This window comes from Mesorhizobium sp. RSR565B (assembly GCF_054719465.1).
Genome location: NZ_JBTTIE010000001.1, coordinates 3,244,025 through 3,264,855, shown reverse-complemented (window position 1 = coordinate 3,264,855; position 20,831 = coordinate 3,244,025). Strand labels below are relative to the sequence as shown.

Here is a 20,831-nt window from a genome sequence, read left to right as displayed (position 1 = left end):
GCGCTGAGATGGACCTCCTCAGGAACCTCGAACTCGGCTTTTCGACGGCCACCACGCCGGCCAATCTGGGTTTTTGCCTCATCGGCGTTCTGCTCGGCACGCTGATCGGCGTCCTGCCCGGCATCGGCGCCACCGCAACCATCGCCATGCTGCTGCCGATCACCTTCCAGATCGGCGACCCGGTCTCGTCCCTCATCATGCTGGCCGGCATCTACTACGGCGCCCAGTATGGCGGTTCGACCACCGCCATTCTCATCAACATGCCCGGCGAATCCTCCTCGGCCGTGACCGCCATCGACGGCTACCAGATGGCCAGGAACGGTCGCGCCGGGGCGGCTCTGGCGATCGCCGCGATCGGCTCGTTCTTCGCCGGCACGGTGTCGACCTTCCTGGTCGCCGTCTTTGCCCCGCCGCTGACGGCAATAGCCCTGCAATTCGGCGCGGCCGAATATTTTTCGCTGATGATCGTCGGCCTCGTCTCGTCCATCGCTCTCGCCCATGGCTCGATCGTCAAGGCGCTGGCGATGGTCGTGCTCGGCCTGCTGCTCGGCATTGTCGGCACCGACATCTACACCGGCACGCCGCGCTTCACGCTCGGCATCCGCGAATATGCCGACGGGCTGAACTTCGTGGCGGTGGCGGTCGGCGTCTTCGGCGTCGCCGAGATCCTGCGCAATCTCGAAAACGAGCACGAGCGCTCGGTGATGATCAAAAAAGTCTCCGGCCTGATGCCGACCCGCGACGACTTCAAGGCGATGGCAGCACCCATCGTGCGCGGCACGATCATCGGTTCGGCGCTCGGCATCCTGCCCGGCGGCGGCGCGGTGCTTGCCGCCTTTGCCTCCTACACGGTCGAAAAGCGCGTGTCGAAACACCCGGAGGAGTTTGGCAAGGGCGCTATTGCCGGCGTCGCCGGACCGGAATCGGCCAACAATGCCGGCGCCCAGACCTCCTTCATTCCGATGCTGACGCTGGGCATTCCGGCCAATCCGGTCATGGCGCTGATGATCGGCGCCATGATCATCCAGGGCATCGTGCCCGGCCCCAATGTCGCGATCGAGCAGCCGGCGCTGTTCTGGGGCATCATCGCCTCGATGTGGATCGGCAATCTGATGCTGATCGTGCTGAACCTGCCGCTGATCGGGCTGTGGGTGAAGCTGCTGACGATCCCCTATTATGTGCTCTTCCCGATCATCATGGCGTTCTGCTCGATCGGCGTTTACAGCGTCAACACCAACGCCTTCGATCTCTACGCGGTCGCATTCTTCGGCCTGCTCGGCTACATCCTGACCAAGCTGCGCTGCGAACCCGCACCCCTGCTGCTCGGCTTCGTGCTCGGCCCGCTGCTCGAGGAAAACCTGCGCCGCGCCATGATCCTGTCGCGCGGCGACCCCTCGACCTTCGTGACGCGGCCGATCAGCGCCGGCCTGCTGCTCGTCGCACTGGCCGTGCTCGTCGTCGTCTTCCTGCCGTCGGTCAAGAAGAAGCGCGAAGAGGTGTTCGTGGAGGAAAGCTAGTTGTCGGGACGCCGGGCGCCGCGATTTCCACGAGCGGCGCCGGCACGTCTGTCGTCTTCACCTCGGCCTTGCAGAGATCGGCGATGACGCAGGCCGGGCAATCGGGCTTGGGCGCCTTGCAGACATAGCGGCCATGCAGGATCAGCCAGTGATGCGCATGGCGCATATACTCGTCCGGGATGATCCGCAGCAGCCCTTGCTCGACCTGTTCGGGCGTCTTGCCTGGCGCGAGGCCGAGGCGGTTGCCGATGCGGAAAATATGGGTGTCGACCGCCATCGTGTGCTGGCCGAACGCCATGTTGAGCACGACATTGGCGGTCTTGCGCCCGACCCCCGGCAGCTTGACCAACTCATCGCGCTCGCTGGGCACCTCGCCGCCGTAATCGCGTATCAGCGCCTCCGAGAGCGCCACGACATTCTTGGCCTTGTTGCGCCAGAGTCCGATGGTGCGGATGTACTCGCCGACCCTGGCTCCGCCCAGCGCCAGCATCTTTTCAGGTGTGTCGGCGACCTTGAACAACGCCCGCGTCGCCTTGTTGACGCCGGCATCGGTCGCCTGCGCCGACAGCACCACGGCCACCAGCAGCGTGAAGGCGTTGACATGCTCGAGCTCGCCCTTCGGCTCGGGCCGCTGCACCGAAAACCGCCGGAAGATCTCATGCACCTCGGCGGCGCTGTAGAGCGAACGGAGCCGCGCCGGCCGCGGTCGCGGCTTGGCATTCGAGCCGTCGCGCCGCCCGGGCGGCAGTTCACTTTTGGATAGGGAAAGATTTTTGGACTTGGGGCTGGCCATTTCCCTCCTATAATATCCCGGGATGAGCGACACAAATGCCTCGTTTCAGGCCGACGAGCCATTCTTCCAGGCGCTGCTGACACCGCACCGCTCGCTGGGCCGCACCGGCTTTGCCGTGCTGATGGGCGCGCTGCTGTTCGGCTGGGTGGTGACCGGGGCGTTTTTCCTGTCGCGCGGCGCCTGGCCGGTGTTCGGCTTCTTCGGCCTCGACGTCATCGCCGTCTACATCGCCTTCCGCGCCAACTATCGTGCTGCCCGCGCCCGCGAGGAAGTGTCGGTGTCGCGCACCAGCCTCGACATCCGCAAGACGGCGCCCTCGGGAAAGTCGGAAGCGCATCGCTTCAACCCGTTCTGGGCGCGCTTTTCCGTCGCTCGCCATGCCGAGATCGGCATCACCAGGATGACGGTGGAAGCACAAGGACAGAATGTGCCGATCGGGTCATTCCTGGACCCCGACTCCCGCGAGAGTTTTGCCACTGCATTTTCGCGCGCCCTGGCAACTGCCAAGACACGATGAGCCGGCGTTAGAACCGATAGCGCAAGATCCGGCCGACCTTGCGCAGCGCTGGGATATGCCTCCACAGCCCGATGAACAGTTTTGCGGACCAGCTCATATGCGCTGTGCGTTCCGCGCTGTAGGCCGAGATATCGTCGACAAAGCGCAGCTTCGGAACGGCACGCTCCAGTACCTGCGGGTCGTCGATCGCCCAGTGAACCTCGGCGCCCGTCGCCCTGATGGTCGGATTGAGGCGCAGCATCTTCAGGCCGAAGTGGCTGTAGGCGTCGAACATCAGCTCGCCGCCGGCAAGATGCGCGACAAGGCGTGACAGCAGCCGTGGCCCCTCCTCTACCGGGAGATAAGGCGTCAACCCCTCCATCACCACGACGGCCGGACGATTGCTCGGCACTTCTGCCAGCCAGTCTGGGTCGGTTACCGAAGAGCCGACGAGGTGGTAGTGGTCCCGGGACGGGTAAAGCTTGCGCCGGAGCGCGATGACATCCGGAAAATCGACATCGAACCACTCCACGCCTTCGGGTGGATCGACACGGAAAATGCGCGTATCGAGCCCGCAGCCGAGATGCAGCACGATGGCGCCGGGATTTCTGGCGATGAAGTCCTGAACGCGGACATCATACGTCTTGGCCCGGATCGCCAGGCCGATGCCGAGATTGGTGTCCACCTTGAGGTGCGAGAAATCATAGTCGATCTTGCGCACGGCCTCGTCGGCGAAGCGATCCCCGAGCAGCGAATGCGGCAGCCGGCTTTCCAGCGCCTTGCCATAAAGCGTCATCAGCAAGGTCTCCCTTGCTCCGCTCAGATTCACCCTTTCGCCGGCCATCGGCATCTCCCGGGGCGCAATCCAGTATTTATCTGGGAACAGGCGGCAACAAGGCAAGTTTCGGGTGGTTGCAAGGGGCGGAAAGACCGATATTCGCGGTCAAGGAGATATTGCCATGAACGCCCAGATGACCATGAATACGCAGATGAAACCGACAGCGATCCTGCAGCACGACATCACCCCCGAGGGCAGCGACTACGAGGTCGTGCGCCGCGCCATCGAGAAGATCAGCCTCGACTATCGCGACCAGCCCTCGCTGGAAGCCCTGGCAGCCGATGTCGGCGAGACACCCACGGGCCTGCAAAAACTGTTCACCCGCTGGGCCGGCCTGTCGCCAAAAGCCTTCCTGCAGGCGGTCACCCTCGACCATGCCCGCAAACTGCTCGATTCCGGCATGCCGCTCCTCGAAACATCGTTCGAACTCGGCATGTCCGGCCCCGGCCGGCTGCACGATTTGTTCGTCACCCACGAGGCGATGTCGCCGGGCGACTACAAGACGCGCGGCGCCGGCCTGACCATCCGCTACGGCTACCACATCTCGCCCTTCGGCATCGCCCTGATCATGGTCACCGACCGTGGCCTTGCGGGGCTCGCCTTCAACGATCCGGGCGGCGAGCGGGCGGCTTTCGCCGACATGTCGGGCCGCTGGCCGAACGCCACCTATGTCGAGGACATGAGCGCCACCCAGCCCTATGCGGCGCGCATCTTCGATCCGACATTGTGGCGCGCCGACCAGCCGCTGCGCGTGGTGATGATCGGCTCCGACTTCCAGCTGCGCGTCTGGGACGCGCTGCTCAGGATCCCGATGGGCAAGGCCTGCACTTATTCTTCGATCGCCTCCAGGATCGGCGCGCCAAACGCCAGCCGGGCGGTGGGAGCGGCGGTCGGCGCCAACCCATTGTCCTTCGTCGTCCCTTGCCATCGGGCGCTGGGCAAGTCCGGCGCACTCACCGGCTACCACTGGGGCCTGACCCGCAAACGCGCCATCCTCGGTTGGGAAGCGGGCCAGACCGCGTCCTGAAGCTGCCCGCATCAAACAACACCGGCGAAATCCCCTCGCCGGTGTTGTTCTTTTTGCGAGCTCCCGGCGCAAAACATCCGCACGCTCTGGCAAGCCGCCGGCTTACAGGTTAGCTTCCCGCGCATTCCGCAGGAGGCTTTCTTGATCATCGTTGTCGGCTCGATCAACCTCGACCTTATCGCCAATGTCGACCGCCTGCCTTCGCCGGGCGAGACGGTCCGCGGCTCCGGCTTCGCCACCGCGCCCGGCGGCAAGGGCGCCAACCAGGCGCTGGCTGCGGCGCGCGCCGGCGCCAAGGTGCGCATGGTCGGCGCCGTCGGCAAGGACAATTTCGCAACCGAAGCCCTGGCTTTGCTCGTGGCCGGCAAGGTCGATCTCTCCGGCGTCGGCCAGAGCTTCGCCTCCACCGGCACGGCGCTGATCCTCGTCGGCGCCGATGGCGAGAATGTCATCGCCGTCGTGCCGGGCGCCAATGATTCGGTGCTGCCCGGCGATCTCGCCAAGGCTTTCCTTGTGAAGGGCGACGTCGTCCTGCTGCAGCACGAGATCCCGCTGCAGACCGTCGATGCAGCGCTTGACGCCGCACGCGCCGCCGGCGCCGTCACCGTGCTCAACACCGCGCCGTTCCGTAGCGAGGCGGCAGCGTTGCTCGGCAAGGCCGATTACGCCGTCGCCAACGAAACCGAATTCGACCTTTACGGCGAGGCGCTGTCGCTGAAAGGCCGCGACCGCCCGGCGCGCATGCGCGACTTCGCCGGCAAAACCGGCCGCACCATCGTCGTCACGCTCGGCGGCGACGGCGTGCTGGCGGCGACCCCGGAGGATTTCCTGACCGTGCCGGCGCTGAAAATCACGCCGGTCGACACGGTCGGGGCCGGCGATACTTTTTGCGGTTATCTCGCTGCCGGGCTGGCGTCCAACCTGCCGCTGGAGCAGGCTCTCACCCGCGCCGCAGCCGCCGGCTCACTCGCCTGCCTGAAGCCCGGCGCCCAGCCGGCCATCCCGCTGGCCGCGGATGTGGACACTGCCCTGCGCAACAACGCCGGATGACTGCCCTGCGCCCTACAACGAAGCACGCCGTGCCCCCCGCCGGCGACATCTGCCGGATGTCCGCTGTCGACCTGGCCGAGGCGATCCGGCTGCGCCGCCTGTCCGTGCGCGAGTTGGTCGCCGCATTCCTCGACCGCATCGACGCGGTAAACCCGCTGGTCAACGCCATCGTCTCGTTGCGCGAGCGCTCCGACATCCTGCGCGAGGCCGACGCGGCGGACGCGCATCTAGCGCAAGGCGGGCCGGCCGGCTCGCTGTTCGGCCTGCCGATGGCGATAAAAGACCTCGCCATGACGAGCGGCTTGAGGACCAGTTTCGGCTCGCCGATCTTCGCCGATTTCGTGCCGCAGGAGGATGATTTCTTCGTCGAGCGCATCCGCAAGGCCGGCGCCATCATCATCGGCAAGACCAATGTTCCCGAATTCGGGCTGGGATCCAACACCTACAACAACGTGTTCGGCCCGACGCTGAACGCCTTCGATCCGGCGCTCACCGCAGGCGGGTCGAGCGGCGGCGCTGCGGTCGCCCTTGCACTCGACATGGTTCCGGTCGCCGACGGCAGCGATTTCGGCGGCTCGCTGCGCAATCCGGCGGCGTGGAACAATGTCTATGGCTTCCGCCCGTCGCAGGGCCTTGTCCCCGGAGGGCCGGACCTGGAAGTCTTTCATGCTCAGATGGGCATAGACGGGCCGATGGGCCGCAGCATCAGCGACATGGCGCTGCTGCTCGATGTGCAGGCGGGCTACCATCCGCATGCGCCCTTGTCCTGGGAAAAGCCTGGTTCATTCCTCGAAGGGCTGGCAACGCCGGCAAGCGGCGGCCGCGTCGGCTGGCTCGGTGATCTCGGCGGTCACCTGCCGGTGGAGCCTGGCATCCTCGATCTGTGCGAGGCCGCACTCGGCCGCTTCGCGGAGGCATCCTTCCTGACCGAGCCCTTGCTGCCGGATTTCGATTTCGAGGCACTGTGGCAAGCCTTCGTGACGCTGCGGCAGGCGAGCAGCGGCTCGGCGCTGAAAGTCCATTATGACGACCCGCACAAGCGCGCCCTGCTGAAGCCGGAAGCCGTCTGGGAGGTGGAGAACGCCATGCGGCTGACGGCGCCGCAGATCCGCGCGGCCTCGGTCATCCGCACCTCCTGGCACCGGACGCTGCTGTCGCTGTTCGAGCACTTCGATCTCATCGCGCTGCCGACGGCGCAGGTCTTTCCTTTCGAAGTCGGCACGCATTGGCCAAGTGAGGTCGCCGGACGGACGATGGACAGCTACCATCGCTGGATGCAGGTTTCGGCCTTCGCCACGCTCGGCGGCTGTCCGGCGCTCAACGTGCCCGTCGGCTTCGACGACAAAGGCCGCCCCTTGGGCATGCAGTTGATCGGCCGGCCGCGCGGCGACCTCGCCGTGCTCAGGGCCGGAGCGGCCTATGAGTCGACCTTGCCTTGGCAGGCTGGGGCGTCCTGACGCGAGGGGCGGCCGGTCTGCGACCGGCTTGCACCAGCCCCGCCGCCATGCATTGATTGCAGCCAGCCGCCTAAGCGCATCCTCGAGGAAATCCCCATGTCGCTGGAACTCTACGCCGCCTATGTCCTTGCCTGCATCGTCATCATCCTGGTGCCCGGTCCGACTGTGACGCTGATCATCGCCAACAGCATCCGCCATGGCTACCGCGCCGGGCTTGCCAATGTCGCCGGCACGCAGGCCGGGCTTGCCATCATGATCGCCATCGTCGGCATCGGCCTCAACACGCTGATCGCGGGCATGGGCCACTGGTTCGAATGGGTGCGTCTGATCGGCGCCGCCTATCTGATCTGGATGGGCGTGCAGATGTTCCGCGCCAAGGGCACGCTGAACGGCGACGGCACGGCGAGAAAGCCGCGTGGCGGCTTCTTCCTGCAGGGTCTGCTGGTGGCGCTCAGCAACCCCAAGACCCTGGTGTTCTTCGGCGCCTTCTTCCCGCAATTTATCGCCCCGCAGGGCAATTACACGCTACAGATCGTCGTCATGGGCCTCACCGCGATGATCTTTGCCGCCGTCTCGGATTCCACCTATGCGCTCGCCGCCAGCCGCGCCGGACGCCTGCTCTCGGCCAGCCGCATCAAGCTGATGTCCAGGATCAGCGGCAGCTTTCTGGTCGGCGGCGGCCTGTGGCTGGCGTTTTCCAAGGCGAAGTGACGACCGCCAACGGTCGTTCCCAACGGAGCCGGTACGTGAAGCCTGATTGAAAGTCAGCTTTCGCGCCACCACATGAATCCGCGTTAGGGGATTCACGTCGATGTCATGGACTTACGCTGGCATAAAAAGGAACGCGCCCGGCGTGATTCTGACCGCCGCCCTGTTCGCGGTGATGGTTCCTTCGGCTCTCTACAAATGGACGAATGATGCGAGCGCTATCCGGTCAGTCGAGCCAATCGACGCAACAGTCAAAAGCGCCCATTCGGACCACGACCGCACCCTTTATCTGGTTGCTCTCGAAACCGGTTCGTCCATTCTTGTCGATGACGATCGTCCGCATCTGATCGGTGCGCCGGCAAAGTTGGAGCGCGTCACGCGTGATAATGGCTTCGTCTTCTACCGGTTTCCAGAATGACCCGCCTTGCACAAGCACGCTTGGCTCTCGCCTTGCCAATTCTGCGAGAAAACGTCTGGGGCATCGCTTTTGCTGCCGTGCTGCTTGGCGCGTGCATTTTTGCAATCATGAGGCCTGCCGCCGGACACAGCAGCCCGATCATCAGCCTGGGACGGGCGACAGGCACGGTTGTCGGTGTTCTCGATGCCTCGCCGAACCCAAAGGGCTGGATCAACGGTGGGTTTCGTTACCTGTATGGTATCCGTCTCAGCGAAAACGACCTGATTTTCGTATACGGCCATGCGGAAACACCACGAGCCATGGGTTCGCAAGTTCCAGTCGAGCAACAGCATAGGCAGGATGGCAGCGAAACCTATCGGCTGCTCGACGAGTAAGCAGCCGATATCGCCCAGAGGCGCTAGGCCCTGGGCGAACGATCTGCGTCAAGGCAGGCTTAAAGCCGCCCCAGCCTCTCCACCAGCAGCGCAAAAAAGGCGTCATGGTCGATGTCGCGCATCACCATGGCGTTCTTCGGCCGCTTGGTCACGCCCCACCAGTCGATGACGGTCATGCCCATGGTGAGCTCGGAGGTGGTTTCCACGGTGACGTTGCAGTTGCGGCCCTTGAACAGCTCCGGCTTCAACAGATACGCGATGACGCAGGGGTCGTGCAGCGGGCCGCCATCGGTGCCGTATTTCTCCTCGTCGAAGCGCTCGAAGAACTCCAGCATCTCGGCCGTCGCGGTGCCGACCCGGGTGCCGAGCTGGCGGATGGCCTGCGTGCGCTTGGCCGTGGTCAGCGCCTTGTGGGTGACGTCGAGCGGCATCATGACGATCGGAATGCCGGATTTGAACACCAGGTCGGCGGCTTGCGGATCGACATAGATGTTGAATTCTGCGGTCGGCGTGACATTGCCGCCTTCGAAGAAACCGCCGCCCATCAGTACGATTTCCTTGATGCGCGGCGCGATCTTCGGCTCACGGATCAGCGCCAGCGCGACATTGGTGAGCGGGCCGAGCGCGCACAGCGTGATCGTGCCGGCCTCTTCCTTCATCAGCGTCTCGACGATGAAGTCGACCGCATACTGGCCCTGCAGCTTCATCTTCGGATCGGGCAGTTGCGGGCCGTTGAGGCCGGTCTTGCCATGCACTTCCTCGGCGGTGACCAGCTCGCGCGCCAACGGGCGGATGGCGCCTGCATAGACCTTGATGTCGGGCCGGCCGGCCAGTTCGCAGATTTTCCTGGCGTTCTTTTCGGTCAATTTCAGCGGCACGTTGCCGGCAACAGCAGAGATGCCGACGATCTCCAGCTCGGCGCTGCCGAGCGCCAGCAATATGGCGACGGCATCGTCCTGGCCGGGATCCGTGTCGATGATGATCTTGCGGGTCTGGGGCATTTCATTTCCTTATGCGGGGGAGTCTTTTTGGCGGGGGTGTTCGGCGGCTTGAACTTGGCCGCGGCGCGGACCATATCAAGACCATCGGGAAAAATGCCATCCGGGTTTTTCCAGTTTATGTCGCTCCAAAGAGGACAGTGTAACATGAGCCGAATGACGCCCTTCTCCAGCCCGCTTCTCCTTGGTTTCGATGCCATGGAAAAGACCCTGGAACGACTGGCGAAATCCGGTGACAGTTATCCTCCCTACAACATCGAGCGCCTCAGCGGTGCTGACGGCAAGGCCGAAAGGCTGCGCATTACGCTGGCTGTCGCGGGTTTCGCCGAAAGCGATCTCGATGTCACCACGGAGGAAAACCAGTTGGTCGTGCGCGGCCGTCAAACCGACGACACCGAGCGCGAATTCCTCCACCGCGGCATCGCCGCGCGCCAGTTCCAGCGCTGTTTCGTGCTGGCCGACGGCATGCGGGTGATCGCAGCGGAACTGAAGAACGGCCTTTTGTCGATCGATCTCGATCGGCCGGATACCGAACGGCTGGTACGGAAAATAAATATATCGGTGAAAGACTGATCTTTACCGATGGCTCTCATGCGGGATGGCCTTGAGCGGCGTCCTCGCGCCAAGGAGGCTTGAAATGACCAGAACTGACGAAACCATCACCATGACCAGCGGCGAATTCGCCCATCTCGGCGAAGGCTCGGTCGCTTATCTCCGCAAGGTCTCGAGCGACGAGCTGCTCGGGCGCTTCCCCAACCTCGGCGAAATAGCGCCTGGTATGGTCCTGTGGGCCCTGTTTGCCGCCAACGGCCAGCCAATCCTGCTTTCGGATGCGAAAGACCGGGCTTTGGCCGGCGCCATGGAAAACGACCTGACCACTGTCGCCATTCACTAAGGCGACTGCTGGCGGTTGAAATGGAGAGGGCCGCCTTCGGCGGCCCCTGGAAGACTTAAATCCGAAGAACTTCAGGCGGCGTGCGAGGCCTGCGTGTCCGAAAGCAGTGCGTGGATGGCGACCGCGTCGCGCGTGCCTCTGATCTTGGCCACCGTGTCGGCGTCGCGCAAAACCCTGGCGATGCGCGACAGTGCCTTGAGGTGATCGGCGCCGGCGCCTTCCGGGGCCAGCAGCAAAAACACCAGATCGACCGGCTGGTCATCCAAGGCCTCGAAATCGACCGGCGTCTCCAGCCGGGCAAAGACGCCGGCGATGCGCTTCACCCCGGCGAGCTTGCCGTGCGGAATGGCGATGCCGTTGCCGACGCCGGTGGAGCCCAGCCGTTCGCGCTGCAGGATGGTGTCGAACACTTCGCGCTCCGGAATGCCGGAAATCGCCGCCGCTCTCTCGGACAGCAACTGCAGAAGCTGCTTTTTGGAGTTCGCCTTCAACGCCGGCAAGATCGCCGGAACGTTGAGAAGATCGCTCAGATCCATATTTGAAATCCCTTATTCGCCTGCCGTCACCAGTCCTCGCCCCTCGCGCGGCTGGCTATCATCTCTGTGCGACCATTGTCGTCACCTGTGCGACCATTGTCGTTGTCGTCACGCCTGTGCGACTTTGGTCGTCGACGGGTCGATCCAGCCGATATTTCCGTCCGGCCGCCGATAGACGATGTTGAGGTGGTCGTTTCCGGCGTTGCGGAAGACGAAAACCGGGCTGTCCTTGGTGTCGAGTTCGATGACCGCCGACGCCACCGACATGGTCTGCAGCGTCATGGTTGATTCGGCGACGATGGCCGGGGCGTAGTCCTCCGGAATGTCCTCATCGTCATCAGTCAGCGGCGCCATTACCGTATAGGCGATGTCGGTGATTTCGCCATTTCCATTGCCTGAATTGTGCGATTTCAGACGGCGTTTGTAGCGCCGCAGCCTGGTTTCGAGGCGGTCCGCGGCCGCCTCGAAGGCAAGTGTCGGATCCTGGGAATCGCCGGTTGCCTGCAGCGAAGCGCCGGAATCCAGCCTGATCATGCAATCGGCCGAGTAACGCGACCCCGATTTGATGACCGTGACGTGCCCTGAAAAACCGCGATCGAAATATTTTCCAATCGCCTCGCCGACACGATCGGTAATGCGCGTACGCAACGCATCGCCGATATCCATGTGTTTACCCGATATGCGCAATTTCATCTGAAAACTGACCTTCCTTGCTCAGGCTTCAAACTGGCCAGAGTTTATACTCGTGATCCGTGCGCACAAGCTTTGCGGCGTCAACTCGCGCCGATTTTAGATCCGAACTTTCCGGTTGATCACAATCCGCCTTCTTGGCCGTCCCGTGGCCTTCATCGTGACGGACCATCCGCATGCGGGCCGCGAGCCCGTCTCATGCGGGCGGGCTTCTAGACACTTCATTGCAGCTTGTCAATTAATGCATGTCGCCCAGAAGTGCGCTGCGGTTCTGGCACAACGACATGCATCAAAACAAAGACTTAAAGCGCGTCGTATGAATCCGTTTCAGCGCGATGCGCTTTAAGGTCGGAAAGTTGTGGAATCCAGCCATAGCAAAAGCCTTGCCGGGCAAGCAGACCTAGCGCCCCGCGCTCGCCAGAGCGCGCTTTTCACGCCGCCGCTGCACCGACGAGGGAATATTCATACCCTCCCGGTACTTGGCCACCGTGCGCCGGGCAATATCGACGCCGCTTTCCTTCAACATATCGACGATTGCGTCGTCGGACAGCACATCGGCGGGCTTTTCCTCGTCGATCAGCTGCTTGATGCGGTCGCGCACCGCTTCCGAGGAATGCGCATCACCGCCGCCCGACGCCGCGATCGAAGCCGTGAAGAAATAACGCAGCTCGAACACGCCACGCGGAGTCAGCATGTATTTGTTGGCCGTCACCCGGCTGACGGTCGATTCATGCATGCCGATGGCATCGGCCACCGTGCGCAGGTTGAGCGGCCTGAGCTGGCGCACGCCATGGACGAGAAAAGCGTCCTGCTGGCGCACGATTTCCGACGCCACTTTCAGGATCGTCTTTGCCCGCTGGTCGAGACTGCGCGTCAGCCAGTTGGCATTCTGCAGGCATTCGGCCAGGAAATCCTTCTCCGCCTGATTCTTCGCATGCGGCGAGACCTGGGCGAAATAGATGTGATCGACAAGCACGCGCGGCAGCGTCTCGGCATTGAGCTCGACCGTCCAGCTACCGTCATTGGCGGCGCGGACTTCGACATCGGCGACGATGGCGTCGCTGGCGCCGCCCGAAAACGCCATGCCCGGGCGCGGGTCGAGCGCGCGGATTTCGGCCAGCATGTCGAGGAGATCCTCCTCGTCGACCCCGCAAAGCCGCTTAAGCGTCTGGAAATCGCGCCGCGCCAAGAGTTCGAGGTTGCCGATCAGCGTCTTCATCGCCGGATCGAGACGATCGCGCATGGCAAGCTGCAGCGACAGGCATTCGGCAAGGTCGCGCGCAAACAGGCCGACCGGCTCGAATGTGTGGCAGGCTGCCAGCACATTGGCCACCGTCGCCTGATCGGCGCCGAGCCGTTTGGCGATCTCGGCGGGATCGGCGCGCAGATAGCCGGCCTCGTCCAGGCCGTCGGCCAGTTCGGCTGCGATCAGCCTTGCGGCCGGATCGGCAAAGGCAAGCGCGATCTGCTCGCCGACGTGCTGGCGCAGCGTGATCGCCGCGGCGGCCATGTCGCCGACGTCGAAGCCTTCGGAAGAACCGGACGAACTATTGCCGGTGGCCGACTTCCACTGCGCCGTCAGGTCCGGACCGAGCCGCTCGCTGGTGCCGGGATCGTCGGGGAACAGATTTTCCAGCGAGCTGTCGAGCTTGTCGGAGATCGCTTCGGCGCTCCACGCCGTCTCGTTTTCGAACCAGTCGCCATCGGCGGCAGGCTCAGGCGCGGCATCGCCCTTCTGCACCTGGTCGCTTGCGGCGTCATCCTGGGGCTCGGCGCGCTCCAGCAGCGGATTGCGCTCGATCTCGTCGTCGATGAAGTGGTCGAGCTCGACATGGGTGAGCTGCAACAGCCTGATCGACTGCATCAGCTGCGGCGTCATCACCAGCGACTGGGATTGTCGTAGCTGTAGTTTCGCCGCCAACGCCATGGTTCGGTTTCAAACGCCCTTCTGCACCCGGAAGCCTACACATCAGAAGCTGCCGGAAAATGAATTTTTCCGACCTTCCATAGAAACTGGCCCGGCTTTTGCTTGTCAAGGCGAACGATGGCAAAAGGCCCCTACCGAAGCATTATCTCACGCAAAATCGGAGAAAAAAGCCCGGCGGGGCGGCAAAAATCACGTCAGGAAACAAATTTCACGCTCAGAGCGTGAAACCTTCGCCGAGGTAGAGCCGGCGCACATCGGGGTTCGCCACCACCTCGTCGGCACGGCCATGAGTCAGCACCTGGCCGGCATGGATGATGTAGGCGCGGTCGATGAGGCCGAGCGTTTCGCGCACATTGTGGTCGGTAATCAGCACGCCGATGCCGCGCGCCGTTAGATGACGAACCAGCTGCTGGATGTCGGCGACGGCAATCGGGTCGATGCCGGCGAACGGCTCGTCGAGCAGCATGTAGGCCGGGCGCGTCGCCAAAGCTCGGGCGATCTCAAGACGCCGCCGCTCGCCACCCGACAGCGACATGGACGGCGACTTCCGCAGATGGCTGATGTGAAATTCCTCGAGCAGTTCGTCGAGATTGCGCTCGCGCACCTTGCGGTCCTTCTCAACCACTTCGAGCACGGCGCGGATGTTCTGCTCGACATTCAGGCCGCGGAAGATCGAGGCTTCCTGCGGCAAATAGCCGATGCCGAGGCGGGCGCGGCGGTACATCGGCATCGAGGTGACGTCGAAACCGTCGATCTCGATCGTGCCCTCATCGACCGGCACCAAGCCGGTGACCATGTAGAAACAGGTGGTCTTGCCGGCGCCGTTCGGCCCGAGCAGCCCGACAGCCTCGCCGGCGCGCACGCCGATGGTGACACCGCTGACCACCTTGCGGCCCTTGTAGCTCTTGGTCAGACCCTTGGCGATCAGGGTGCCCTTGAACTTCGAGGAATCAACGGTGACTGTGGCCGGTGCTGCAAGTTTACTGGCCGCCCGTCCCGGAAGGCGGGTCAGCAGCGAAGATACGCCAGTCATTCGGGCTTCGGGGCCTCGGATTTCGGTGGCGGCGTCATCGACATGATGACGCGCCCGCCGCAGCCATCGACCTGAGCCAGGCCGCTTTTCATCTGCACGGTGAGCTTGCAGCCCTTGAGGACGTTGGGTCCTTGGGACAAGACGACCTCCTTGCCCGACAGAACAAGCACCTGCGTCTTCATGTCGAACGTGGCGTTGTCGCCGGTGGCGATCTGGTCATTCGACTTGATGTAGACTTTGTTCTTGACCACCAGATGGTCGATATTGGCCGAACCGGTCATCGCCGAAGCGCCGGCGGCAGCACCTTTGGCGGCGTTGGGGTCCTTGACGTAGTAGACCTCCATGCTGCCGGCCTTGAGCAGCGTTGGCCCTTGCGTGACGGTGACGTTGCCGCTGAACAGCGCCATGCTGTCGGCCTGGCGGACCTCAAGTTTGTCGCTCTCGATCTGGATCGGCTGGTCGCCCGACAGTTTGAGCCCGGACTGGCTGCTGGCGCTGGACTGAGCCCAGGACGGCGCCATACCCAGCAACAGCAAGGCCGAAGCTGCGGCGACAAGCCGTGCCGAATTACTGGGACGCATTCGTTTCTCCGCTCTTTGCCTCTGCCGCCTTCATAGTGGCCGGATCGATGTGAACGCTTACCTTGTTCTCGAAAACGATGACCTTGCCATTGTCTTCGACCGACATTGAACCCGCGGTGATCCGCGAGCCGTTACGGCTGACATCGACCGCATCACCTGTCTTCATAGAGCCTTTGCCCATATCGAGGAAGACCGATTTGAAGATGGCAGCGACGCCGTCGGTGGTGGTGACGGTAACGTCGCTGGTCATGTCCATCGTGTTGGCGTTTCTGTTGTAGATCCCGCGCTTGGCGTCGACGGTCGCCACATTGTCGGCCGTCAGCGGCAATTTGGCATGGATGCCTTCGAGTTCGATGATGTCCTGCTTGCCGACATCCTGGATGGCGCGCAAGGCCGTCAGCGAATAGGGCAGCTTGTCCTTGGTGAAGCCGTTGAGCTTCGGATTGGCCATCACCAGCTTGCCATCCGCGAAAGCGGTGCCGTCTGCCTGTATCGAAATGTTGATCGGCGCCGCCAGATAGGAATAGACCGGAAACGCAACCGCGATCCCGGCGGCAAGCACCGGCACGGCAAACTTAAGCACGCGCACGCGGCGCGAGTGGCGCTGGGCGCGGTCGAAGGCGTCGCCGCGCGTGCCCGCTGGCGCCGTGGGCGCCAAGGCCGCATCGGCATTGGTCGGTTCGTTCGATCGCGCAAGCATGACTGACTTCTAATAAACCCTTGTCCGCCAAAACACCTGCTATAGGTGGGTTGCCGGCCCCCGCAAGCAAGCACAAGCGGAGGAAAACCGCAAAAATGTGACGGCCGCTGTTTTACAGACGGAACTCAGGCGACACAAATTTCGTCGCTTCATAGCAGAAACGAACGCGCCGCGTCATTTTTTCCTGAAATGCCTCCGTCGTGAAGGTCGCTTCGTCGCAGGCTCTTGAGGAAGAGGTAGCCGGGCGCGGACGCTTGCTTTAAAAGCATCGCTTCCCACCGACTGTGAGGCAGACCATGGCACTGAGAGCCGACGACCTGATCGACCGCCGCCGTTTGCGGCGCAAGCTGACCTTCTGGCGCGGCGCCGCCATTGCCATCGTGGCCCTTGGGGTGATTGCGCTTGCAAGCTGGTTCTATGGGGGCGACCTCGGCGGTTCTTCCGTCGACCACATCGCCAAGGTCAGGATCGAAGGCACCATCACCGAGGACGAGGAACTGATCAAGCGGCTGGAAACCATCCGCACATCCCCGCAGGTCAAGGGCGTCATCCTGGCGATCGATTCGCCCGGCGGCACCACGGTCGGCGGCGAATCGATCTACGAGGAGGTGCGCAAGCTTGCCGCCGACAAGCCGGTGGTGGCCGAGGTCGGCACGCTGGCCGCATCGGCCGGCTACATGATCGCCAGTGCCAGCGACCATATCGTTGCCCGCAAGACGTCGATCGTCGGCTCGATCGGTGTGCTCATCCAGTATCCCGATGTCAGCGGTCTGATGGACAAGGTCGGCATCAAGCTCGAGGAAGTGAAATCCTCGCCGCTGAAGGCATCGCCCTCGCCCTTCAAGCCGACCAATGAAGACGAGCGAGCCATGGTCCGCAAGCTCATCCTCGACAGCTATGACTGGTTCGTCGGCATCGTCGCCGAGCGCCGCAAAATGACCCGCGATCAGGCACTGGCCCTTGCCGACGGCTCGATCTTCACCGGCCGCCAGGGCCTTGCCAACGGTCTGATCGACGCTGTCGGCGGCGAGAGCGTGGCGATCGACTGGCTGGCGACCAAGGGTGTCGACGCCAAGCTCAAGGTGGTGGAATGGAAGGACACCGAGCGGCGTGGCGGCTTCCTGTTCTCGAAAGCAATAGCGCGCAGCGTCGGCAGCGCGCTCGGCCTGTCGGAGGCCGGCAGCGACGTGCTTCACGAAATTGGCGCGGATCGCTTGTTTCTTGACGGTCTCGTTTCCGTCTGGCACCCTTGATCTGCCGGTTGGGGCGAGTAAAAAAGCAAATAAAATCATCCTGATAATTTGACCGCAGCGCTTTCACGGGGACCTTTCTGATGATCAAATCCGAGCTTGTGCAGATCATTGCCACGCGCAACCCGCATCTTTTCCTGCGCGACGTCGAAAACATCGTGGGAGCGATCTTCGACGAGATCACCGATGCCCTGGCGGAAGGCAACCGGGTCGAATTGCGCGGCTTCGGCGCTTTTTCGGTGAAAAATCGCCCTGCCCGCACCGGCCGCAACCCGCGCACCGGCGAATCCGTCGAGGTCGAGGAGAAGTGGGTGCCGTTCTTCAAGACCGGCAAGGAATTGCGTGAAAGGCTGAATGGCGGCAAGTAGGCACGGACCACGCGCCGACCTTATCAAGGCCTGCCTTCTCCAGGGAATTTCTATGTTGAACCGCTTCATACTTATCGTGGTCTTCGTGCCGCTCGCCGTCATCCTGATTGCGCTGGCCGTCGCCAACCGCGAGCTGGTCGCCTTCACGCTCGACCCGTTCAACCCCGGCAATCCGAAACTGACGCTGACCTTGCCGCTGTTCATCTTCCTGTTCGTGGCGCTCGCCATCGGCATGGTCGTCGGCAGCCTGGCGACCTGGGTCAAGCAGGGCCGCTACCGCAAGCTGGCGCGCCAGCGCGGCGTCGAGGCCGAGAATTTGCGCCAGGCGGTCAGCCGGGTACCCGCCGCACCGCAAGGCTCGGGCCAGGGGCCGGCGCTGCCGAAGCCAACGGCCTGAAGCGGGCGCTTTTATCTTCGCGGAGTTTTGCATGCTGACCATTTCGGCCGACGCTGTCGACCAGGCGCTGACCTTTCCCGGGCTGGTCGAGACATTGCGCGCGGCCTTCCGCGAGGGTGCTGTGCAACCCGTCCGCCATCATCACGGAGTCGAACGGCCCGACGGTGCCACTTCCACGCTGCTGTTGATGCCGGCGTGGACCGACTTCCATGCGGCCGGCACGTCGGTCGGCGGTCATATCGGCGTCAAGATCGTCACCGTATCGCCCGACAACAACGCCATCGGCAAACCGGCGGTGATGGGGCTCTATCTCCTGCTCAACGGCGCCACCGGTGAGCCCGAAGCGCTGATCGACGGCCAACGGCTGACACAGTGGCGCACCGCTTGCGCCTCGGCGCTGGCCGTCTCCTATCTCGCCCGCGAGGACGCATCGCGGCTTCTGGTGGTCGGCGCCGGCGCGCTGTCGCCGTTCCTCGCCAAGGCGCACTCCGCGGTGCGGCCGATCAAGACCATCCGCATCTGGAACCGCACGCCCGCCAATGCCGAAAAGGTCGCGGCTGATTTGCGCGCGGACGGTTTCAACGCCGAGGCCGCAAGCGATCTCGACGCCGAACTCGCCGAGGCCGACATCGTCTCATCGGCGACGATCACGACGACGCCGCTGGTCAAGGGTGCGCTGCTCAAGCGGGGCGCGCATGTCGATCTGGTCGGCGGCTTCACGCCGACCATGCGCGAGAGCGACGACGACGCGATCGCGCGCGCCCGCGTCTATGTCGACACCCGCGCCGGCGCCACCAAGGAAGCCGGCGACATCGTCCAGCCGCTCGCCTCCGGCGTGCTGAAGCCGGAAGCCATCGTCGCCGATCTGCATGAGCTGGCGCGCGGGGAAAAACAGGGCCGGCAGAGCCCCACTGAGGTCACGCTGTTCAAGTCGGTCGGCGCCGCCCTCGAAGACCTTGCCACCGGCATTGCCGTCTACAACGCGCTCAAGCAGTAGCGTCTGCCTGCACCGGCGCCGGCGCCGTTCCTGAGGCCAAACTTCCTGACCGCCTCCGCGCTGCCCGCGCCTTGGTCCCATCCAAACATTAGGCGTAGAAGACCAAGCGACTGAGAAGCGTGGGGAAGCGGAACGGCGGCTTTCGGGCCAAATCGCCGCTTCGCGTACGTCAGTGGTGACCGACAAATCTACGGGCGTTTGAAAGAAACTAGAATTGTGAAAGCGAGGAGACCCAAGCCAACGCTTATTGGTACGGCTCTTGGCGAAATCCAGTCCATGAGTGACCCGGTTCCAGTCGATCCCATAACGCTGCCTATGGAGTAGGCCAAAGAAAAGCTAGCAGTTCCGGCTACTAACATCCCGCCCTCGAAGCGCTCGCCCAAGATTGTGAGGGCACAAGTGCTCAAGGCGAATGTTGCAACGCCGATTATAGCGAACACCACCAGGATAGCGGCCTCGGATTGCAAAAACGGGATTGCCAGGAACGCGACCGCTCCTAAAAGGCCGCAGCAGATCGTCACACCGGCACGCGATGTCTTGTCCAGCAACCATCCGACCAGAGGCTGGGCAAACGCGGTGGGAAGTGACAGCACGGTAATGGCGTATGCTGCGAAAGCTTCGGAGTGGCCGACGCGAACGAAGTAGACCGCCATGCCTGAAATCGCAGCAATATCGGCAAAGCCGAAGGCCAATTCGATCAGAACCAGAATGGGTGCGGCGCTGATAAATCGGAGCAGCGCGCCTGCCGGCGCGCGTTCAGGCAACGTCGGCTAAAGTTCCCGGCGATCCGCCGCTTTGGGGCAACGGCAGAGCATCTCGAATGTCTCGGAAGCTGCCGCTACCATGGTAGGAATGGCCGGTCAGTCGGCCTTCATGGCAGCGCCCATCGCCTCGGCGATCAGCGCGAAATCATGCGCCGTAATTTCGAACAGCCCAAAGCGCAGTTGATAACCCCAGTTCGATTTGCCCGCGGTGAAGTCGAGCTGCTCGAGCAGCGGCTTGATCGGCGCCTCCTCGGCCTTGGCCCATTCGACATCCCTGCGGAACGGCGTGAAGCCACCGCCCATGTCGCCCTGGTAAGGCTCGCCTTCGCGCACGGTGCCGATTGCCGTGAAGGCCTGCAGGCCGTCCTTCTCGCGCAGAATTGTGGTCGGCGAGTAGTAGATGATGCCGTCGCCGGGCTTGATGCGGCGCAAAGGTGCCGCCTTGCCGTGGTTGACCTGCATGAAGCCGGCCTCGCGGCCGCGCCGGACATGTTCGGCGGAAGCGACCGCGATCCAGTGCGCACTCATTTCTGTTCTCCATTGGCCTGTTCCCCATTGGCCTGTTCTCCGTCGTTCAGCCAGTAGACGCGCAGCCGGTGCTTGTCGGGATCGAGCGCAACGAAGGTGCGGCCGAAGTCCATGTCGGTCGGCGTCTGCAGAACGGTCAAGCCGCGTCCTGCCCAGTCCGTGTAGGCGGCGTCCACCGCATCAGGCCGGTCCAACGCGAAGACGAGCTCCGCACCGCCGCCCGCGGCCGACGGCTCCACCGTGTGGCGCGACCACAGGCCGAGCTTGAAGCCATTGTCGAGCACGAACAGCACGAAGGTCGGCGACGTCTCCACCGGCTGGCGTCCCAGCAGCGCACCGTAGAAGGCGCCGCTCCGCTCCGGGCTGTCGACATAAAGGATGACGAAATTAGGGGTGTTCATGTCTGCTCTCCAGGTTTCGATTGGAGGAGCATAGGTGACCCCACTGTCAGATTCTGGCAGCAGCGTCTTGTGGGCGCGTGGAAAGGAG

Annotated in this window: 26 protein-coding genes; 14 read left to right on the top strand and 12 right to left on the bottom strand. The window is 63.3% G+C overall.

What is annotated here, in order from left to right; all coding sequences use genetic code 11:
- Positions 1 to 8 precede the first annotated feature (8 nt).
- A complete protein-coding gene (locus ACYG9R_RS15900) occupies positions 9 to 1,517 on the top strand; it encodes a tripartite tricarboxylate transporter permease (RefSeq protein ID WP_023683079.1) in 1,509 nt (502 codons plus the stop codon).
- On the opposite strand, the gene nth is transcribed toward ACYG9R_RS15900, so the two are convergent.
- Complete coding sequence (nth, locus tag ACYG9R_RS15895; RefSeq protein WP_023824620.1) at positions 1,477 to 2,310, bottom strand: endonuclease III; 834 nt, start codon at positions 2,308 to 2,310, stop codon at positions 1,477 to 1,479. The genes ACYG9R_RS15900 and nth overlap by 41 nt on opposite strands.
- 22 nt (positions 2,311 to 2,332) lie before the next feature.
- On the opposite strand from nth, the gene ACYG9R_RS15890 reads away from it, so the two are divergent.
- The gene (locus ACYG9R_RS15890; protein ID WP_023824621.1) at positions 2,333 to 2,827 is read left to right on the top strand and encodes a DUF2244 domain-containing protein; all 495 of its coding nucleotides are present in this window, start codon (positions 2,333 to 2,335) and stop codon (positions 2,825 to 2,827) included.
- 7 nt (positions 2,828 to 2,834) lie between these two features.
- On the opposite strand, the gene ACYG9R_RS15885 is transcribed toward ACYG9R_RS15890, so the two are convergent.
- Positions 2,835 to 3,650 carry a class I SAM-dependent methyltransferase gene (locus ACYG9R_RS15885; protein ID WP_023824622.1) on the bottom strand — a complete coding sequence of 272 codons (816 nt, stop codon included), beginning with the start codon at positions 3,648 to 3,650 and terminating at the stop codon, positions 2,835 to 2,837.
- Positions 3,651 to 3,765: 115 nt separating this feature from the next.
- On the opposite strand from ACYG9R_RS15885, the gene ACYG9R_RS15880 reads away from it, so the two are divergent.
- The 6 genes from ACYG9R_RS15880 (at position 3,766) to ACYG9R_RS15855 (ending at position 8,678) form a co-directional block, all read left to right on the top strand.
- Positions 3,766 to 4,671, top strand: a complete 906-nt coding sequence (locus tag ACYG9R_RS15880; protein WP_023669734.1) for a methylated-DNA--[protein]-cysteine S-methyltransferase — start codon at positions 3,766 to 3,768, stop codon at positions 4,669 to 4,671.
- Positions 4,672 to 4,812: 141 nt separating this feature from the next.
- Entirely contained in the window at positions 4,813 to 5,721 is a 909-nt protein-coding gene (locus ACYG9R_RS15875; protein ID WP_023824623.1) for a ribokinase, read from the top strand.
- The gene (locus tag ACYG9R_RS15870) at positions 5,718 to 7,178 is read left to right on the top strand and encodes an amidase (protein ID WP_031199649.1); all 1,461 of its coding nucleotides are present in this window, start codon (positions 5,718 to 5,720) and stop codon (positions 7,176 to 7,178) included. The genes ACYG9R_RS15875 and ACYG9R_RS15870 overlap by 4 nt, the downstream gene beginning before the upstream one ends.
- 96 nt (positions 7,179 to 7,274) lie before the next feature.
- Positions 7,275 to 7,889, top strand: coding sequence for a LysE family translocator (locus ACYG9R_RS15865; protein WP_023683073.1), 615 nt, complete (start codon positions 7,275 to 7,277; stop codon positions 7,887 to 7,889).
- A 100-nt stretch (positions 7,890 to 7,989) separates the two neighbouring features.
- The gene (locus ACYG9R_RS15860; protein WP_023714116.1) at positions 7,990 to 8,304 is read left to right on the top strand and encodes a hypothetical protein; all 315 of its coding nucleotides are present in this window, start codon (positions 7,990 to 7,992) and stop codon (positions 8,302 to 8,304) included.
- Positions 8,301 to 8,678 carry a hypothetical protein gene (locus tag ACYG9R_RS15855; protein ID WP_023824625.1) on the top strand — a complete coding sequence of 126 codons (378 nt, stop codon included), beginning with the start codon at positions 8,301 to 8,303 and terminating at the stop codon, positions 8,676 to 8,678. Before ACYG9R_RS15860 ends, ACYG9R_RS15855 begins: the two co-directional genes overlap by 4 nt.
- A 59-nt stretch (positions 8,679 to 8,737) precedes the next feature.
- On the opposite strand, the gene ACYG9R_RS15850 is transcribed toward ACYG9R_RS15855, so the two are convergent.
- On the bottom strand, positions 8,738 to 9,679 hold the full coding sequence (locus ACYG9R_RS15850; RefSeq protein ID WP_023691960.1) for a nucleoside hydrolase: 942 nt from the start codon (positions 9,677 to 9,679) through the stop codon (positions 8,738 to 8,740).
- A 144-nt stretch (positions 9,680 to 9,823) separates the two neighbouring features.
- On the opposite strand from ACYG9R_RS15850, the gene ACYG9R_RS15845 reads away from it, so the two are divergent.
- A complete protein-coding gene (locus ACYG9R_RS15845; RefSeq protein WP_023669741.1) occupies positions 9,824 to 10,249 on the top strand; it encodes an Hsp20 family protein in 426 nt (141 codons plus the stop codon).
- A gap of 64 nt (positions 10,250 to 10,313) precedes the next feature.
- Positions 10,314 to 10,571, top strand: coding sequence for a BQ00720 family protein (locus tag ACYG9R_RS15840; RefSeq protein WP_023683072.1), 258 nt, complete (start codon positions 10,314 to 10,316; stop codon positions 10,569 to 10,571).
- Positions 10,572 to 10,642: 71 nt separating this feature from the next.
- Here the strand turns inward: ACYG9R_RS15840 and ptsN are convergent, their stop codons facing one another.
- The 6 genes from ptsN to lptC form a co-directional block, all read right to left on the bottom strand.
- Positions 10,643 to 11,107, bottom strand: a complete 465-nt coding sequence (ptsN, locus tag ACYG9R_RS15835; protein ID WP_023669743.1) for a PTS IIA-like nitrogen regulatory protein PtsN — start codon at positions 11,105 to 11,107, stop codon at positions 10,643 to 10,645.
- Positions 11,108 to 11,215: 108 nt separating this feature from the next.
- Positions 11,216 to 11,800, bottom strand: coding sequence for a ribosome hibernation-promoting factor, HPF/YfiA family (gene hpf, locus ACYG9R_RS15830; protein WP_023751408.1), 585 nt, complete (start codon positions 11,798 to 11,800; stop codon positions 11,216 to 11,218).
- Between the two features lie 397 nt (positions 11,801 to 12,197).
- The gene (gene rpoN / locus ACYG9R_RS15825; RefSeq protein WP_023814706.1) at positions 12,198 to 13,724 is read right to left on the bottom strand and encodes an RNA polymerase factor sigma-54; all 1,527 of its coding nucleotides are present in this window, start codon (positions 13,722 to 13,724) and stop codon (positions 12,198 to 12,200) included.
- Positions 13,725 to 13,938: 214 nt separating this feature from the next.
- Complete coding sequence (gene lptB, locus ACYG9R_RS15820) at positions 13,939 to 14,757, bottom strand: LPS export ABC transporter ATP-binding protein (protein WP_023669746.1); 819 nt, start codon at positions 14,755 to 14,757, stop codon at positions 13,939 to 13,941.
- Positions 14,754 to 15,338: an LptA/OstA family protein gene (locus tag ACYG9R_RS15815; protein ID WP_023683069.1), complete on the bottom strand. Its 585-nt coding sequence runs from the start codon at positions 15,336 to 15,338 to the stop codon at positions 14,754 to 14,756. Before ACYG9R_RS15815 ends, lptB begins: the two co-directional genes overlap by 4 nt.
- A complete protein-coding gene (lptC, locus tag ACYG9R_RS15810; RefSeq protein ID WP_023669748.1) occupies positions 15,325 to 16,038 on the bottom strand; it encodes an LPS export ABC transporter periplasmic protein LptC in 714 nt (237 codons plus the stop codon). The genes ACYG9R_RS15815 and lptC overlap by 14 nt, the downstream gene beginning before the upstream one ends.
- 296 nt (positions 16,039 to 16,334) lie before the next feature.
- On the opposite strand from lptC, the gene sppA reads away from it, so the two are divergent.
- The 4 genes from sppA (at position 16,335) to lhpI (ending at position 19,050) form a co-directional block, all read left to right on the top strand.
- Positions 16,335 to 17,291: a signal peptide peptidase SppA gene (gene sppA / locus ACYG9R_RS15805; RefSeq protein ID WP_023686570.1), complete on the top strand. Its 957-nt coding sequence runs from the start codon at positions 16,335 to 16,337 to the stop codon at positions 17,289 to 17,291.
- Positions 17,292 to 17,371: 80 nt separating this feature from the next.
- Positions 17,372 to 17,656: an integration host factor subunit beta gene (locus tag ACYG9R_RS15800; RefSeq protein WP_006200394.1), complete on the top strand. Its 285-nt coding sequence runs from the start codon at positions 17,372 to 17,374 to the stop codon at positions 17,654 to 17,656.
- A gap of 52 nt (positions 17,657 to 17,708) precedes the next feature.
- Positions 17,709 to 18,053, top strand: a complete 345-nt coding sequence (locus ACYG9R_RS15795) for a lipopolysaccharide assembly protein LapA domain-containing protein (RefSeq protein ID WP_023698203.1) — start codon at positions 17,709 to 17,711, stop codon at positions 18,051 to 18,053.
- Positions 18,054 to 18,084: 31 nt separating this feature from the next.
- On the top strand, positions 18,085 to 19,050 hold the full coding sequence (gene lhpI / locus ACYG9R_RS15790) for a bifunctional Delta(1)-pyrroline-2-carboxylate/Delta(1)-piperideine-2-carboxylate reductase (protein ID WP_023669751.1): 966 nt from the start codon (positions 18,085 to 18,087) through the stop codon (positions 19,048 to 19,050).
- A 188-nt stretch (positions 19,051 to 19,238) separates the two neighbouring features.
- Here the strand turns inward: lhpI and ACYG9R_RS15785 are convergent, their stop codons facing one another.
- The 3 genes from ACYG9R_RS15785 to ACYG9R_RS15775 form a co-directional block, all read right to left on the bottom strand.
- Positions 19,239 to 19,814: an MFS transporter gene (locus ACYG9R_RS15785; RefSeq protein WP_023824626.1), complete on the bottom strand. Its 576-nt coding sequence runs from the start codon at positions 19,812 to 19,814 to the stop codon at positions 19,239 to 19,241.
- Positions 19,815 to 19,910: 96 nt separating this feature from the next.
- Positions 19,911 to 20,342, bottom strand: a complete 432-nt coding sequence (locus tag ACYG9R_RS15780; RefSeq protein ID WP_023698201.1) for an EVE domain-containing protein — start codon at positions 20,340 to 20,342, stop codon at positions 19,911 to 19,913.
- The gene (locus tag ACYG9R_RS15775; RefSeq protein WP_023824627.1) at positions 20,339 to 20,743 is read right to left on the bottom strand and encodes a VOC family protein; all 405 of its coding nucleotides are present in this window, start codon (positions 20,741 to 20,743) and stop codon (positions 20,339 to 20,341) included. Before ACYG9R_RS15775 ends, ACYG9R_RS15780 begins: the two co-directional genes overlap by 4 nt.
- Positions 20,744 to 20,831: the final 88 nt, after the last annotated feature.

What these genes read in the sequence shown, in the direction of transcription:
- ACYG9R_RS15775 (WP_023824627.1), bottom strand. Translation starts at nt 20,743, where the DNA reads ATGAACACCCCTAATTTCGTCATCCTTTATGTCGACAGCCCGGAGCGG.
- ptsN (WP_023669743.1), bottom strand. Translation starts at nt 11,107, where the DNA reads ATGGATCTGAGCGATCTTCTCAACGTTCCGGCGATCTTGCCGGCGTTG.
- ACYG9R_RS15860 (WP_023714116.1), top strand. Translation starts at nt 7,990, where the DNA reads ATGTCATGGACTTACGCTGGCATAAAAAGGAACGCGCCCGGCGTGATT.
- ACYG9R_RS15850 (WP_023691960.1), bottom strand. Translation starts at nt 9,679, where the DNA reads ATGCCCCAGACCCGCAAGATCATCATCGACACGGATCCCGGCCAGGAC.
- ACYG9R_RS15800 (WP_006200394.1), top strand. Translation starts at nt 17,372, where the DNA reads ATGATCAAATCCGAGCTTGTGCAGATCATTGCCACGCGCAACCCGCAT.
- ACYG9R_RS15890 (WP_023824621.1), top strand. Translation starts at nt 2,333, where the DNA reads ATGAGCGACACAAATGCCTCGTTTCAGGCCGACGAGCCATTCTTCCAG.
- ACYG9R_RS15880 (WP_023669734.1), top strand. Translation starts at nt 3,766, where the DNA reads ATGAACGCCCAGATGACCATGAATACGCAGATGAAACCGACAGCGATC.
- lhpI (WP_023669751.1), top strand. Translation starts at nt 18,085, where the DNA reads ATGCTGACCATTTCGGCCGACGCTGTCGACCAGGCGCTGACCTTTCCC.
- ACYG9R_RS15885 (WP_023824622.1), bottom strand. Translation starts at nt 3,650, where the DNA reads ATGGCCGGCGAAAGGGTGAATCTGAGCGGAGCAAGGGAGACCTTGCTG.
- ACYG9R_RS15840 (WP_023683072.1), top strand. Translation starts at nt 10,314, where the DNA reads ATGACCAGAACTGACGAAACCATCACCATGACCAGCGGCGAATTCGCC.
- lptB (WP_023669746.1), bottom strand. Translation starts at nt 14,757, where the DNA reads ATGACTGGCGTATCTTCGCTGCTGACCCGCCTTCCGGGACGGGCGGCC.
- nth (WP_023824620.1), bottom strand. Translation starts at nt 2,310, where the DNA reads ATGGCCAGCCCCAAGTCCAAAAATCTTTCCCTATCCAAAAGTGAACTG.
- ACYG9R_RS15900 (WP_023683079.1), top strand. Translation starts at nt 9, where the DNA reads ATGGACCTCCTCAGGAACCTCGAACTCGGCTTTTCGACGGCCACCACG.
- ACYG9R_RS15865 (WP_023683073.1), top strand. Translation starts at nt 7,275, where the DNA reads ATGTCGCTGGAACTCTACGCCGCCTATGTCCTTGCCTGCATCGTCATC.
- ACYG9R_RS15780 (WP_023698201.1), bottom strand. Translation starts at nt 20,342, where the DNA reads ATGAGTGCGCACTGGATCGCGGTCGCTTCCGCCGAACATGTCCGGCGC.
- ACYG9R_RS15870 (WP_031199649.1), top strand. Translation starts at nt 5,718, where the DNA reads ATGACTGCCCTGCGCCCTACAACGAAGCACGCCGTGCCCCCCGCCGGC.
- ACYG9R_RS15855 (WP_023824625.1), top strand. Translation starts at nt 8,301, where the DNA reads ATGACCCGCCTTGCACAAGCACGCTTGGCTCTCGCCTTGCCAATTCTG.
- ACYG9R_RS15845 (WP_023669741.1), top strand. Translation starts at nt 9,824, where the DNA reads ATGAGCCGAATGACGCCCTTCTCCAGCCCGCTTCTCCTTGGTTTCGAT.
- ACYG9R_RS15795 (WP_023698203.1), top strand. Translation starts at nt 17,709, where the DNA reads ATGTTGAACCGCTTCATACTTATCGTGGTCTTCGTGCCGCTCGCCGTC.
- hpf (WP_023751408.1), bottom strand. Translation starts at nt 11,800, where the DNA reads ATGAAATTGCGCATATCGGGTAAACACATGGATATCGGCGATGCGTTG.
- rpoN (WP_023814706.1), bottom strand. Translation starts at nt 13,724, where the DNA reads ATGGCGTTGGCGGCGAAACTACAGCTACGACAATCCCAGTCGCTGGTG.
- sppA (WP_023686570.1), top strand. Translation starts at nt 16,335, where the DNA reads ATGGCACTGAGAGCCGACGACCTGATCGACCGCCGCCGTTTGCGGCGC.
- ACYG9R_RS15815 (WP_023683069.1), bottom strand. Translation starts at nt 15,338, where the DNA reads ATGCGTCCCAGTAATTCGGCACGGCTTGTCGCCGCAGCTTCGGCCTTG.
- lptC (WP_023669748.1), bottom strand. Translation starts at nt 16,038, where the DNA reads ATGCTTGCGCGATCGAACGAACCGACCAATGCCGATGCGGCCTTGGCG.